Annotated in this window: 13 protein-coding genes; 10 read left to right on the forward strand and 3 right to left on the reverse strand. The window is 54.0% G+C overall.

Annotation, left to right across the window (positions count from 1 at the left end):
• The first annotated feature begins 128 nt into the window (after positions 1–128).
• From BLO51_RS13730 to BLO51_RS13745, 4 genes are all read left to right on the forward strand, one after another.
• Positions 129–821 (forward strand): ABC transporter ATP-binding protein, encoded by a 693-nt coding sequence (locus tag BLO51_RS13730; protein WP_090672585.1) that lies wholly within the window; start codon positions 129–131, stop codon positions 819–821.
• A complete protein-coding gene (locus BLO51_RS13735) occupies positions 818–2209 on the forward strand; it encodes an ABC transporter permease (protein ID WP_090672588.1) in 1392 nt (463 codons plus the stop codon). The genes BLO51_RS13730 and BLO51_RS13735 overlap by 4 nt, the downstream gene beginning before the upstream one ends.
• Before the next feature lie 21 nt (positions 2210–2230).
• Positions 2231–3331 carry an efflux RND transporter periplasmic adaptor subunit gene (locus BLO51_RS13740; RefSeq protein WP_090672591.1) on the forward strand — a complete coding sequence of 367 codons (1101 nt, stop codon included), beginning with the start codon at positions 2231–2233 and terminating at the stop codon, positions 3329–3331.
• A gap of 138 nt (positions 3332–3469) precedes the next feature.
• Complete coding sequence (locus BLO51_RS13745; RefSeq protein ID WP_090672593.1) at positions 3470–4135, forward strand: nitroreductase family protein; 666 nt, start codon at positions 3470–3472, stop codon at positions 4133–4135.
• Positions 4136–4445: 310 nt separating this feature from the next.
• On the opposite strand, the gene BLO51_RS13750 is transcribed toward BLO51_RS13745, so the two are convergent.
• Both BLO51_RS13750 and BLO51_RS13755 read right to left on the reverse strand, forming a co-directional pair.
• Complete coding sequence (locus BLO51_RS13750) at positions 4446–4643, reverse strand: cold-shock protein (RefSeq protein ID WP_090672596.1); 198 nt, start codon at positions 4641–4643, stop codon at positions 4446–4448.
• Positions 4644–4741: 98 nt separating this feature from the next.
• A complete protein-coding gene (locus BLO51_RS13755; protein ID WP_090672599.1) occupies positions 4742–5308 on the reverse strand; it encodes a class I SAM-dependent methyltransferase in 567 nt (188 codons plus the stop codon).
• A gap of 269 nt (positions 5309–5577) precedes the next feature.
• On the opposite strand from BLO51_RS13755, the gene BLO51_RS13760 reads away from it, so the two are divergent.
• On the forward strand, positions 5578–5769 hold the full coding sequence (locus BLO51_RS13760; protein ID WP_050900449.1) for a hypothetical protein: 192 nt from the start codon (positions 5578–5580) through the stop codon (positions 5767–5769).
• 284 nt (positions 5770–6053) lie between these two features.
• Entirely contained in the window at positions 6054–6851 is a 798-nt protein-coding gene (locus BLO51_RS13765) for a TerC family protein (protein ID WP_090672602.1), read from the forward strand.
• Between the two features lie 273 nt (positions 6852–7124).
• On the opposite strand, the gene BLO51_RS13770 is transcribed toward BLO51_RS13765, so the two are convergent.
• On the reverse strand, positions 7125–8807 hold the full coding sequence (locus BLO51_RS13770) for a thiamine pyrophosphate-binding protein (protein ID WP_090672721.1): 1683 nt from the start codon (positions 8805–8807) through the stop codon (positions 7125–7127).
• 128 nt (positions 8808–8935) lie between these two features.
• On the opposite strand from BLO51_RS13770, the gene BLO51_RS29795 reads away from it, so the two are divergent.
• The 4 genes from BLO51_RS29795 (at position 8936) to BLO51_RS13790 (ending at position 13110) form a co-directional block, all read left to right on the forward strand.
• Positions 8936–9118, forward strand: a complete 183-nt coding sequence (locus BLO51_RS29795; protein WP_054974051.1) for a hypothetical protein — start codon at positions 8936–8938, stop codon at positions 9116–9118.
• A 226-nt stretch (positions 9119–9344) separates the two neighbouring features.
• Positions 9345–11135 carry an oligoendopeptidase F gene (pepF, locus tag BLO51_RS13780; protein ID WP_090672605.1) on the forward strand — a complete coding sequence of 597 codons (1791 nt, stop codon included), beginning with the start codon at positions 9345–9347 and terminating at the stop codon, positions 11133–11135.
• Between the two features lie 81 nt (positions 11136–11216).
• Positions 11217–11567: a LapA family protein gene (locus BLO51_RS13785; RefSeq protein ID WP_090672608.1), complete on the forward strand. Its 351-nt coding sequence runs from the start codon at positions 11217–11219 to the stop codon at positions 11565–11567.
• A 184-nt stretch (positions 11568–11751) separates the two neighbouring features.
• Positions 11752–13110, forward strand: coding sequence for a sensor domain-containing diguanylate cyclase (locus BLO51_RS13790; RefSeq protein ID WP_090672611.1), 1359 nt, complete (start codon positions 11752–11754; stop codon positions 13108–13110).
• Positions 13111–13160 lie beyond the last annotated feature (50 nt).

Consider the following 13160-nt stretch of genomic DNA (forward strand, 5'->3'; position numbering starts at 1 on the left):
AAGAAGACGTTCCGGCGGCTTTTTTTGCCTGCACTCTTAAGGTTTTCTTAACTTTTCATGAATTTTCCACTTCTAACTTGACCGGTCGTTTATACTGAATTAGAAAAATTCGACAACGGAGGGGTTATGTGCTTGCGGTAGAACATTTGTCACACAGCTTTCGCAGCGGCAGCGAAAACACGCCTGTCCTGCACAAAATTGACTTCCGAGTGGACAAAGGAGAAATGATCGCCCTGCTCGGCAGCTCCGGCTCGGGAAAATCGACGCTGCTGAACCTGATGGCCGGCTTGATGAAGCCGACGTCCGGAAGCATTCTGATCAGTGGCCAGGCGATCGAGAAAATGAGTGAAAACCAGCTTGCGGAATTCCGCCGGACGCATATCGGCTTTATTTTTCAATCGTACGAATTGATTCCGCATTTGACCGTCCGCGAGAACGTCGAGCTGCCGCTTGTCTTTCAAGGCTTGCGAGGCAAGCACCGCCAAGAAAAAGCGATCGCGCTACTCGCCAAGGTTGGCCTCGGGGAAAAGACCGAGATGTTCCCCTCGCAGTTATCCGGCGGGCAGCAGCAGCGGGTTAGCATCGCCCGTTCGCTCATTACGCAGCCGACTATCGTATTCGCGGACGAGCCGACCGGGAACCTCGATACGAAGACGGAGAAAGAAATTATCGATCTGCTGGTCGATTTGAATCAGACGCTCGGCATCACCTTTGTCATCGTTACCCACGAGCTGGAGGTCGCCAAGCGAACCCGGAGAGTCATTCAACTGCGCGACGGGTACTTGGTCGAAGACGGCGCCTGGGCAGGTGACGCCGAATGAAGCTGCTTGATTATTTCAAGCTCGGCTGGGATCAGCTCAAACGGCGCGTCGTCGTCACCCTGCTGTGTACAATGGGCATTGCCATCGGTTCGGCTTCCATTGTAGTCGCCATCTCCTTCGGGGAGTCGCTCCACCAATACAGCCAGAAGCAGATGAGCAAACTCCTGATGTCGGACGAGATTATAGTAACCGGCGGAGGCCGTGCCGAAGGAGCCGATCCGAACGATCCGAACAGCGCGAAGCCATACGAGCTTACGAAAGCCAAGATCGGCATGATGCGCACCTTCCCACATATTAAGGCGCTGGCTACATACCGGACGTTAAACCAATTCGAATTTGAAGTGGACAGCAAAAAAGGCTATATCGATGAAATCTTCGCCACCGAGCTGGACACGCTGCCTGCTTTCGGCCATGAACTGCAGCAAGGCGGACCTTCGGAGCAGGAGAACACCATTATTTTGAGCTACGGGGCAACGATGGGGCTGTTCGACAGTCAACTATCCAAAACCCGCCAGCAGCAGCTTCAGAGTACGAGCGAGCGTGAGGCCCGGAATGCTTGGCAGGAACAGCAATATATCGCATATCCCGTGTATCAGAAGCAAATCGTGCTGAAGCCGCGAATTTTCCGTTCAAACGACGTCGGAGAAACGGTGGACATCCAAATTCCCGTACGGGTCGTTGGCATCCTCAAGAAGCCGGAGGGCTTTACCGACGATATGCTGATGCGTCAAAAAACGGCGTACGTATCGCCGGCGCTCGGCAAACGGCTTCAGGAAGCGATCGTTCAAATGAACGGCGGCAAGGTCAAGGAAGGTAAGAACTCCTCGCAAACGGCCGACTATAACAAGGTCCAAATTAAAGTCGACAGCAGCGCCCATGTCAAAGAAGTGGAATCGCTGCTCAAAAAGCTGAAGCTCACCACTTCGACAAATCTTCAACGCGAGGAAAGCATGCAAAACCAGCTGTTCACCGTCCGGCTGATCTTCGGCGGCGCCGGCGTCTTTATTTTGCTCGTCGCTTCGATCTCAATCATCGTCGCCATGACGATGTCAACCTATCAGCGTAAACGGCAGATCGGCATCATGAAGGTGCTGGGCGCCAACCTCGGCCAAATCCGCAACATGTTTATGGTCGAATCGGCGCTGCTCGGACTGCTCGGGGGCCTGGTGGGCATTCTGGTGTCGTATTGGGTTATTTGGGGGATCAGTATTGCCATCATGCACTTTAATCCTCCAGGGCCGGGACCTCAGGAGAACATTTTGTTTATCAGTCCATGGATCTTGCCGGTCGGTCTGTTCTTTGCCATCATGACCGGCGTGCTGTCCGGTATTTATCCGGCCATCAAAGCGTCGCGTACGGACGCGCTGACCGCCATCAAACGAGACTAAACGTTTAGGAGTTATGCAGCTATGAAAAAAAGAACATGGTTCTTCGCCGTAGGCGCGGTGCTTGTCATCGGCATTACGGGGCTGTTATATTGGCAGAGCCGGCCGCAGAACGCATCCCGTCCGGCGGTTTCGCAAACAACGAACGCGCTGAAATTCAAAGCCGTCCGGGAGGATCTGACCAACATTGTCGAGGTAAAAGGAAAGTCTTCCTACCAGAAGGAAACGTACATAAACGCTCCGTTCGGCGCCTCTGTCACAACGTGGCCCGTCAAAGACGGCTCCCAAGTGGCCAAAGGCGATGTGCTGTTCCAGCTTGACGATACAGGGCTCCGCAACGAAATCGCCCAGCTTCAAGCGAACGTCAAGAAGCAGGAGATGGATATACGCTTGAATCAAATTCAGGAAAAGACCGGTATCGCCGACGCGGAAGTCGAGGGCATTACCGAAACGGACGCCAAAAAGCGCTTTGCCGCGTCGGAGAGCCGTAAAATGCAAAACGAGATTACGCAGGTTACTCTTGAGCATACCCGCTCGCAGCTCACGGAGAAAACGAAGAAGCTTCAAGCCGCAGGCTTTGCGGCGCCGGAAAACGGCATTTTCCTGTTCGATGGCACCAAGGAACCAAAATCGGTGAAGGATAACGAGCGGATCGGCAAAATCGTCGATCTGACGAAGCTGCAGTTGATTTGCAATGTCGGCGAATACGACTTGTTCCGCATCAAGGAAGGCATGGATGTTGAGGTGCGCGTCGATGCGCTGAAGGACGTCAAGTTGAAGGGCAAGATCGAGCGGCTGTCCAAGTTCGCCAAAGCCGCCACCGGCAGCAGCAGCGAGTCTTCGAACACGACGGCCGCCCAGTTCGAGGTTACAATCTCTTTGGAGCCGAACGAGCGGCTGATTGCCGGACTCAGCTTGACTGCCTCGATTCAAACGGATAAAAAAGGCGGCGCGCTGGTCGTGCCGACGTTGACGATTAATCGTGACAAAGACGACTACTACGTCATGGTCGAAGCCGCTGACGGCAGCTTGGAAAAGCGCGTCGTCAAAATCGGCCTGGAAACGCCTTACAAGACGGAAGTGCTGAGCGGCCTGAACGAAGGCGAGTCCGTCGTGCTTCAATAACTCCCCTTTCTCCTATCCGGGATGACGGCAGCCATGCCATACGGTTGTCAATTTCATGCGGCGCCGTTATAATGGAAAAGAGCTTTTAGTACCAAGTCCTAAGAAATACCGCAAGTTAAAAAGAGAGGATGACCCGCAATGACCGATACATCTACACTGTCCTACCATGAATTCAAAACGATTGCGCTTGACCGCCGCAGCATCCGTAAATATACGGATCAGCCCGTTGCCGTCGAAGATATTCGCGAAATCATCGATTGCGCCCGTTACGCCCCAAGCGATACGAACTCGCAAACGTGGGAATTCATTGCCGTGATGAATCGCGACAAGATTAAAGAAATCGAACAGATTACTTGGGAGCAGCTGCACCGCAGAGCTGCCGAAGCGGAGCAGCGCGGCTTGTCCAAGGAAGGCCGCTTGCTGACCAAGTCGTTCGGACCTTACGCCACGGCTTTCTCCAATGCGCCTGTGCTGATCGTATGTCTTGCGACGCCGTACAACTCCAAGTTCCGGGAGCGTATCTTCGATCCCGTCGAGCTGGTCGACGATGCGGTGTGGGCGGAAGAAGGCATCAAGAGCAGCTGCCTCGCCGCGCAAAACCTGATGCTGGCCGCGCATGCCCGCGGGCTTGGCACATGCCCGATGACCGGCCCTGTGCTGCTCGCCCAGGACCAGCTTCGCGAATATTTGGACATCCGGCCGGAATGCCAGATCAACATGGTCATTGCCCTCGGCTATCCTTCCGAGCGGCCCGCCCGCCTGCCGCGCAAGGAAATCGACGACATTCTGCGTATCGTCGACTAATTACGGAAACGACAAAGAACGCCTCGGACCAACGGTATCCGGGGCGTTCTTTGTTTGATTATATGCATCTGGCTGTTAGCCCTGCAAAAAAAGCGGTTCCTGGAACGATTATTCCAAGAACCGCTTTGTGGCTTTTCATTTGGCATCGAAACTTAAACTATCTAACGATGAGATGAACCGCCGCAGCGGTAAGTTTTCTTGCGAAATCAAGAAGCGAATTCAAGAAGTTTCATCGTTTTGATTTCTAAAAGAAAGCTTATATCAAAACCCGTCAACCGATTGTCGACCAGGCATCGTAGTTAGTTTCGTCTTACAGTTTGTGAACGTTAGCCGCTTGCGCACCACGGTTGCCTTGAACGATTTCGAACTCAACCGATTGGCCTTCTTCCAAAGTTTTGAAGCCGTCGCCTTGGATTGCGGAGAAATGTACGAATACGTCGTCGCCGCCTTCTACTTGAAGGAATCCGTAGCCTTTTTCTGCGTTAAACCATTTTACTGTACCTTTCAATGAAAACAACCTCCTAGATGTATCGCCATCAAGGGCGAATGGTTCAAGTATATCACCCTTATCAGGATAAATCAACAAGACCTAAATTATACGCAGCCTTATTTTTGTACGCGCAGCAGCTCTTTGGAACCGGGAATAAAAGGCAATTCGGAGAGCTCCAGAGACGCCTCGAATCCGGCCGTCCGCAGCTCTTCCAGAAGCAGGTCCAGCATCGGATACCGGTCCCATTGCAGCGTAATGACGGGATATACCCGCACCTCTCCGCCTGCACGGCACACCCTTAGCAGCTCACGCAGTGCGCGGGTGTGAAAGTCATAGTCGAATTGCTCATGGTACAGAAATAAAAAGTGGCTGCACAGCACAAGCCCGAACGATTCGTCCTCATATGGAAGGTGAGGCAGCTTGGTCAATTTTCCGGTCGACACTTCGATTTCCGTCATCCCGTGGCGGTAAATTCCTTCTGCCGACAGCTCGTACATCGGATCGGCCGCTTTAGCCGCCAATCCGCGGGCAGCGGCTTCCGCTACAAACGACGATGCTCCCGCGGCCACGTCCAAAATCGGACCCGCCTCCATCAGCTCCGGCTTCAGCCTAAACATGCGTTCGTACTCGGCAAACGACCGGCAGGTCATTGCCACTCCAATCTGCTCATACCCTCTGCTCATTTTTCTCCTCTGCTCATGTATGGAATAACTTGGCCCCCACCCGCCCTTCGGCTGGTGCTGGAGCTTATTGGCATTTTATCACGGGCTATGGTGATTGACAATCGCTATATGGTTGCCCGCTTGGTTGAAGCCAAGATCAATTCATGCTAAGGTAAAGAGGTAGCGATGGGTCTCTCAATCGCCCGCAACCAATGGAATAGAAAGAGGTAACTGCCTTGAAAAATCAGGGGATTAAAAAACATACGATCTACAAAAAAGACAAATGGAACATGCTGACGGTCGAGGTCAACGGAAAGCAGTTGATTTTAAGAGAAATTTCCGACCAGTGGGGCGAGGATTGCCATACGTTTCTCAGCCGCCCGGAGATGATGCATTGGGTGAACGAACGCTTCTCGAAGGAACGGTTCCAAGGCACCGACGAAGAGCTTGAGAGTATTATGGAAGCTTTCCGTCAAGTTTAATACGAATTTGGACATCTTTTTGCTTGACGCCCGGCTTGTCCATTCGGTATAATGAGGGCAATTACATAAGGATGTCCTCCAAAGGGGAGTAGCTGTCACAGTAAAGTCGTCAGTTCGGGTTCTGGGAAGAGCCCCGGCTTTATTGGCAACGAAACGTTGTTAGCAAGACCTTTGCCATTGAAGTAAAGGTCTTTTTGGTGGAAAAATGACCTGTACCGATATGGTAGAGGTCATTTTTGTGTAAATACTAACACCAACAACAACGTAAGAAGGAGTGGTTGGACATGGAATGGTTGTCCGTAGATTTTTTAATTGCCCTGATGAACATTGTCTTAATCGACCTCGTACTTGCCGGGGACAATGCCATCGTCATCGCACTCGCAGCCCGCAATTTGCCGAAAGCACAGCAAAAAGGCGCCGTCCTCTGGGGAACGGTCGGCGCCGTTATCATTCGTGTCATCGCCACACTCGCCGTCGTCTGGCTGCTGAAGCTGCCTGCCCTGCTGCTCATCGGCGGAGTCGTGCTAATCTGGATCGCCTACAAGCTGCTGGTGGACAAGAAAGACCATGCCATCGAAGCCAAGCCGCAGCTCTGGCCTGCTATTCGTACGATTATCATCGCTGACGCAGCCATGGGCTTCGACAACGTCATGGCGGTTGCCGGCGCTTCTCACGGCAGCTTCCTTCTGGTGGTGCTCGGCCTCATTATCAGCGTGCCGATCATGGTATGGGGCAGCACCTTGTTTATCCGGCTGCTGGAAAGATTTCCTTGGATCATCTACATCGGTTCCGGCGTACTCGCTTATACCGCGGGTTCGATGCTGACGGGCGACCTACTTGTGAAGGAATGGTTTATCGCCAATCCGATCGTGAAGTGGGGCTTGGTTGCCATCGTCGTCCTGGGCGTCCTCCTGGCGGGCTACTGGAAAAAGATTTACGGCTCTTTGGTATCGATTAACGAGAGCGGCCATTTGACGATCCCGCCCGATCTGGAGCAGGGGGCGGACATCCAACCGAACGATAGCTTCGAAGCGAAGCGCGATGAAAAAGGACGTATGATCTTGGTGAAGTCGCGAGGCTGAGCGGGTTGTTCTTGAACAGTGAAATAAAGTGCTCGCTAAGCGGTAAAGCAACTGCCTCCGGCCGCTGTTGAAAACGGGTTAAATGAATTGGATATATTTGCAAATAATCCGTTTTCAAAGGCGGCACGCAAGCTCTCCGACAGTTACTCTACCCTCTCTCTGCATTATTTCAAAAGTAAGTTCAAAAACAAAAATCAGCCTCGGGGCTTTTATGGTGAGGTAACTATCAAAAGCCGGCACATTCCACTAGTGCCGGCTTTGCTGCATTTAAGCTCAAATTTTTGCATGCGGAACCGGGATTGCTGCAGTGCGAACGTCGATCAGCGCGGGCTTGTTGCCGGTCAGCGCCTGAGTGAGAGATTGCTCGAATTCGTCGGAGCTGGACGCCCGATAACCGGAGCCGCCGCAGGCTTCGGCGATAGCCGCGAAATCGGGACTCTGAATCGCGCTGCCGGTCAGGTTCATGCCGGCGACATTCATTCGGTCCTGCTCCATCGCGTATGTGCCGTTGTTGAGAACAACCAGCACGAGCGGGAGCCTCTGCTCGGCCGCCGTTTGGAATTCCATCAGCGTCTGGACGACTCCCCCATCCCCTGCTACCGCGATCGCTTGACGGTCCGGATAGCAAAGCTTGGCGGCGATTGCTGCCGGCAAAGCAAAGCCAAGCGTACGCCACCGGCCGGAAATCAAGATAGCCTGCCCCGCCTTGGCTTGAAAAATCCGATTGAACCATAGCGTATGATCGCCGGTATCGACGGCGATGATCGCTTGGTCCGATACGTGATCCGCAATCGTCTTTATGACCCGCTGCGGCGGTATCGGCGTACCATCGGCCCGGGCCTCGGCCTCGATCTGCCGTTTCCAGCCCGTACATACGTCGCGAACCAGGGCGCGCCAAACGCTGCGGTCTTTGGCCAAGAGGTGCTCGGCAGCGGCGAGTTTGGGTACAATCTGCCGGAGATCGCCGACGACGCCCTTATGCAGCGGGTGACCGAGGCCGATCGCTTCCCGGTTCCGGTCGACCTGAACGATCCGCGCCTGCGTCGGCACGTAATCGTCCGGCCACCATGTCGCGCCGAGCATGACGATCAGATCGCTCTCGGCCAGCAGGACACTGGACGCTTCGCTGCCGGCCTGACCGAGGCCCCCCGCATAACATCCGTGGTCGTTCGGAAACAACGGCCGGGCAGGCAGCGTGGTGATGACGGCGGCAGACAGCTTCTCCGCGAGCTGAAGGACATCCTCCGCTGTCTGTTTCACGCCGCGGCCAATGTACAGGACCGGCCGCTCGGCCGAAGCGAGCAAGGCCGCCAATTCTGCGATTTCGCTCTCGGGAGCGGCCAGCGGCTGATGCAGATGGGCCGCGTACGGCTTTATCCCGCCTTTTACCTTCACCGGGTATAAGTCCTTCGGAATGGATAGATGGGTCACCTGCCCTTGGAGCAAACCGCGGACAAGCGCCTGCTCCATCAATTCGGGCAACGCGTCCGCATGCGTGACCAGATCGGATTTCCCCGCAACGGCAGTATTGAGCTTTTGCTGGTCTACATACTGCTTGGCCCGGGTGCCGATCTTCGACGTTTCGACCTGTCCCGACAGCGCCAGGACCGGCGCCCGATCCATAGCGGCATCGGCCAGGCCGTTCAACATATTCGTTACGCCCGGGCCGCTTGTTGCCAGACACACCGCCGTCCTTTCCGTCAGCTTGGCCTCGGCGGAAGCCATCAGCGCGGCGCCGCTCTCATGCCGGCAGGCCACATACCGGATCGCGTTCTGTTTTCCGAGCTCATCCAATAAACTTAAATTGCCGTCGCCGATCACGCCGTAGATCCGCTCAGCCTTCCAAGCCTTCAGCTGCTCTAGGACGAACTGCGATACGGATAAGCCCGCTGTAGGCTGGTTCTTGTCGGCAAGCACCGGGGGTGCGGCAGCATCCACAAGTGTGGAAGGACTCATGGGAATCACTCCTTTCTGTTTTCCGGTATAGCGTTCCCTATGGAGCGCTTCCCATTGCATTTTTTTCATGAAGAGTAAAAGGAAAACCGCCTGAGTTGGCGAACATAGACAGTAAGAGGTGATAAGTTTTGAGCAATGGCGCATCGATCTTGACGTTCATGATTATTTCGTTTTCCCTCGCGCTAATCTTAATCATGAAGAAAGATACCCTTCCGGCAAACGTGAAACGGCCGCTGGCCATTTTGGCGCTGGTGATGGTTTCGTTTTCGTTCGTGCTGATGATCTTTAGTTTTTTTTCCGGCGCGAAGTAAGCGAATAGACTTCTTTCCTTGAATTCCCTATACTTATATTTGACCCGCGCTCCGGCCATACTAACTAGAGCTTTCCAATGGACCCATAAAAAGCTTGGAGCGTGAACGGGTAATGCGATTGTTGCCGTTGCTGCTGTCCGGCGCGCTGCTCTCCGGTGTTGTGATCGGATCGGCGGCGGCTGCGAATCAAGCGGCCAAACCACATCATTTGACAAGGAGGGCTCCCATGAATCAACTACCGAAGCGGAGCAACGTTCCTGCGGAACACCGTTGGAACCTGGAGGACCTTTTTCCGAACCAGCAGGCCTGGGATCAAGAGCATCAAGAAGTGAGAACCGCGCTGAAGGAAATCGGCCGCTTTCACGGCAAGCTGAACGACCCGGCGGCCATCAAGCAGTGCTTTGAGCTGGAGGATAAAATCTCCCTACATACCGAACGTATGTACGTTTACGCCAACATGAAGCATCACGAGGACATGGCGGACCCTACATATCAGGCCTTATCCGATAAATCGAAAAAATTAAGCGTCGAAGCCGGTGAAGCGACCTCGTTCATTTCCCCGGAAATTTTGAGCTTGTCGGACGACCAACTGCGCAAGCTGGTGAACGATCCCCAGCTTGCCTTCTATAAAAGGACGCTCGAAGAGCTGATCCGCGAGAAGCAGCATGTGCTTAGCAAAGCGGAGGAGGCGCTGCTGGCCCAAGTCGGCAACCTGTCGCAAGCGCCGGGCACGATTTACGGCATGATCAACAACGCGGATATCAAGTTCCCGAAGGTGAAAAACGAAAAAGGCGAGGAAGTCGAGCTCACGCACGGCCGCTACATCCAATTCCTCGAAAGCCGCAACCGCGACGTTCGCAAGCAAGCTTTCGAAGCGATGTATGCCACCTATGCGAAGCAAAAGAACACGATCGGCTCGACGCTTGCCGCTAACGTAACGAAAAACATTTTTTACTCCAAGGTCCGTAAGTACCCTTCCACGCTTGAAATGTCGCTGTTCGGGGACAACATCAAGAAGGAAGTGTACACGAACCTGATCGACACCATTCATGAATCGCTGCCGCTCATGCACCGCTACATGGAGCTGCGCCGCAAGCTGATGAAGGTCGATAAGCTGCACATGTACGACCTGTTCGCTCCGTTGGTCGACGAATACGACCTGGAGATTACGTACGAGGAAGCGAAGAAAACGGTCAAGGAAAGCTTGAAGCCGCTCGGCGAAGAGTATTTGAAGACCCTGCAAGAGGGCTTCGAAGGCAGCTGGATCGATATTTACGAGAACGAGGGCAAGCGCAACGGGGCCTACAGCTGGGGCGCATTCGGCACCCACCCGTATGTGCTCCTGAATCACAAGGACAACCTGAACAGCATGTTCACGCTGACGCATGAGATGGGCCACGCGCTCCACTCTTACTTGTCGGATGCGAATCAGCCTTACCGCTACGCGCAGTATACGATCTTCCTCGCGGAAGTCGCATCCACGCTGAACGAAGCGCTGCTGATGGATTACCTGCTGGAGAAGTCGACGGACAAGAAAGAAAAAATGTATCTGCTCACCTACTACATGGATCAGTTCCGGACGACGGTCTTCCGGCAAACCATGTTTGCCGAGTTCGAGAAAATCATTCACGAAAAAGCGGAGCAAGGCGAAACGCTTACCCCGCAGTTGTTGAGCCAAATCTACTATGATCTGAACGTGCAGTATTACGGCAAGGATATGGCGGTAGATCAGGACATCGAGATGGAATGGGCGCGCATTCCTCATTTCTACAACAGCTTCTACGTGTACAAATACGCCACCGGCTTCTCGGCGGCCACCAGCTTTGCGAAGCAGATTTTGGACGAGGGCCAGCCGGCCGTCGACCGCTACCTCGGCTTCTTGAAAAGCGGGGGCAGCGACTACTCCATCAACATCTTGAAGAAGGCAGGCGTGGATATGTCGACGCCGGAACCGATCAAACAGGCGATGAGTGTATTCAAAGAGCTTCTGGAGCAAATGGAAGCGCTGGCGAAGTAAGCCGCCGACGCAGGCCGAGTCCGGTGTTGCCCGACTCGGCCTTTTTGCCCTTCATGCAGCAGTCAAAAGGAGACGATTTCGATGAAAGCCCAATGGATGTTGATCAGCACGCTGCTTTTCGCCCTTATTACCGCGGTATTCGCCGTGATTAACGTGAAGCCCGTCCGCGTGAATTTTTTGTTCACCCAAGCCGACATCCCGCTTATTCTGGTCATTCTGGGTTCTACCCTACTCGGCGGCTTGATCGCCTTCCTGATCGGCTTGTTCCGCGAGATCAAGCTGCAGCGTAAGATCAAGCAGCTTGAGAAACAGCTGAGCGAAGCGTCACCCGAGCAGGCTCTGGCCGTTTCCGAAGAGGCGGGAAGCCCATCGTTCCTTTCCGCAGATACGGACTTGGAGCATCCGGAAGAAAAAAATCATTCGAGCAAATAGCGGCGGTTTTTGCCGACCGTTTTTTTAATAGTCAAGAAATAGTAAAATTTATATTAAATCTGCCATAACCTCCCCATCCTCATTGATCAAAAACCCCACTTTCATTAATATAGTAAGTGCGAGTTTATGGAACGATTTTCCTAGTTACATAGGACGTAATCCATGCAGGAAGGATGCCGGCAGCATGGTTGATCAATGGACGGATACAGAGCAAACTCAATTATATTTCAGCGCGTTTAGGCTATCCGCGAACGGCATGGCTTTCTTCTCGGAAGAAGGCCTATTTCTTCGCGTCAATCCTGCATTCGGCAAGCAAATCGGCTATCCCGAAGAGGCGTTGAACGACATGCCTTGGGAACCTTTTATTCATCCCGACGATAGAAAACCGATTCGTAGAATAATGAAGGATTTGGCCAACGGGACGCCCGTATTTCAGCCGTTCGAAGGAAGGCTTATCCGCCGCGACGGCACGCCGGTCCGGTGTTCCGTCACGGCGCCCGTCGCCCCCTGGTCAAACGGATTGCCAGCTCCTCTTTTCGTGCAAATTCTGGAGAGCGATGCACAGAGCCGGTTCGCGACTCCGGCTCCCGAACGGGAAACGACGCGTGAGCCGGTCGGAATAGGCAGCGATTCTCTTTACCGGACTCTTGTGGAGCAATGCACGGACGTTGTGTCGATGCACGATTTGTCCGGCCGTATTTTGCACATCTCCCCTTCTTGCCGTGTTCTGCTTGGGTACGAGCCCGAAGATTTGATCGGAACCAGCGCCTTCGATTTGCTTCATCCCGAGGATTTGGTGAAAATCCCCGGAGCTATATCCGCAATGGAGACGGCGCCGGAGCTGCCTTTGATCTCGTACCGGATTCGCACGAAAAACGGCGGCTACGTCTGGTTCGAAACAAGCGGACGGATTACTGGGGACGAACACGACTTGGAAAACGAACAAACGGTGATCTGCACCTCCCGGGACATCTCTTTGCGCAAGCAAACGGAGCAGCAGTTGAAGAAAACCAACGAGCTGCTGCAAAAAATTTCTTCGATCGACGCGCTGACCGGACTCGCCAACCGGCGGTTTTTCGATGAGCGGTTTGCCAAGGAATGGCGGCATGCCATGCGTTTCTCAACGCCGCTTTCCGTTATACTGCTCGATATCGACTATTTCAAGCGGTATAACGACACGTATGGACATCATGACGGAGACGCCTGCCTCAAGTATGCGGCCGAAGCCATGCGGCGCGCGGCCAAGCGCCCGGGCGACATGATTGCAAGATACGGCGGCGAGGAATTCGTGATCGTACTGCCGGTGACGGACGGCCCGGGCGCACTTCACGTGGCCGAGCGAATGCGCTCGGAGGTGGAACAGCTGCGCATCCCTCATCGCGGCTCTGCCGTTTCTTCCTTCGTCACTGCGAGTTTGGGAGTCGCCACGATGATTCCCGTCCGCGACGTCTCGCCGCGGGAGCTGATTATCCACGCGGACAAGGCGCTCTATCGGGCCAAGCAGGAAGGGCGGAACCGGGCTGTAGCTTATAGTGACGAATAAATCGGCACACCGCTCTTTTCTTTTTGGAAAAGGGCGGTTTTTGATGAAAC

Origin of the sequence: Paenibacillus tianmuensis (assembly GCF_900100345.1) — a bacterium.
Classification (GTDB): Bacteria; Bacillota; Bacilli; order Paenibacillales; family NBRC-103111; genus Paenibacillus_G; species Paenibacillus_G tianmuensis.

What these genes read in the sequence shown, in the direction of transcription:
- BLO51_RS13740 (WP_090672591.1), top strand. Translation starts at nt 2,231, where the DNA reads ATGAAAAAAAGAACATGGTTCTTCGCCGTAGGCGCGGTGCTTGTCATC.
- BLO51_RS13765 (WP_090672602.1), top strand. Translation starts at nt 6,054, where the DNA reads ATGGAATGGTTGTCCGTAGATTTTTTAATTGCCCTGATGAACATTGTC.
- BLO51_RS13745 (WP_090672593.1), top strand. Translation starts at nt 3,470, where the DNA reads ATGACCGATACATCTACACTGTCCTACCATGAATTCAAAACGATTGCG.
- BLO51_RS13735 (WP_090672588.1), top strand. Translation starts at nt 818, where the DNA reads ATGAAGCTGCTTGATTATTTCAAGCTCGGCTGGGATCAGCTCAAACGG.
- pepF (WP_090672605.1), top strand. Translation starts at nt 9,345, where the DNA reads ATGAATCAACTACCGAAGCGGAGCAACGTTCCTGCGGAACACCGTTGG.
- BLO51_RS13770 (WP_090672721.1), bottom strand. Translation starts at nt 8,807, where the DNA reads ATGAGTCCTTCCACACTTGTGGATGCTGCCGCACCCCCGGTGCTTGCC.
- BLO51_RS13790 (WP_090672611.1), top strand. Translation starts at nt 11,752, where the DNA reads ATGGTTGATCAATGGACGGATACAGAGCAAACTCAATTATATTTCAGC.
- BLO51_RS13755 (WP_090672599.1), bottom strand. Translation starts at nt 5,308, where the DNA reads ATGAGCAGAGGGTATGAGCAGATTGGAGTGGCAATGACCTGCCGGTCG.
- BLO51_RS13760 (WP_050900449.1), top strand. Translation starts at nt 5,578, where the DNA reads ATGCTGACGGTCGAGGTCAACGGAAAGCAGTTGATTTTAAGAGAAATT.
- BLO51_RS13785 (WP_090672608.1), top strand. Translation starts at nt 11,217, where the DNA reads ATGAAAGCCCAATGGATGTTGATCAGCACGCTGCTTTTCGCCCTTATT.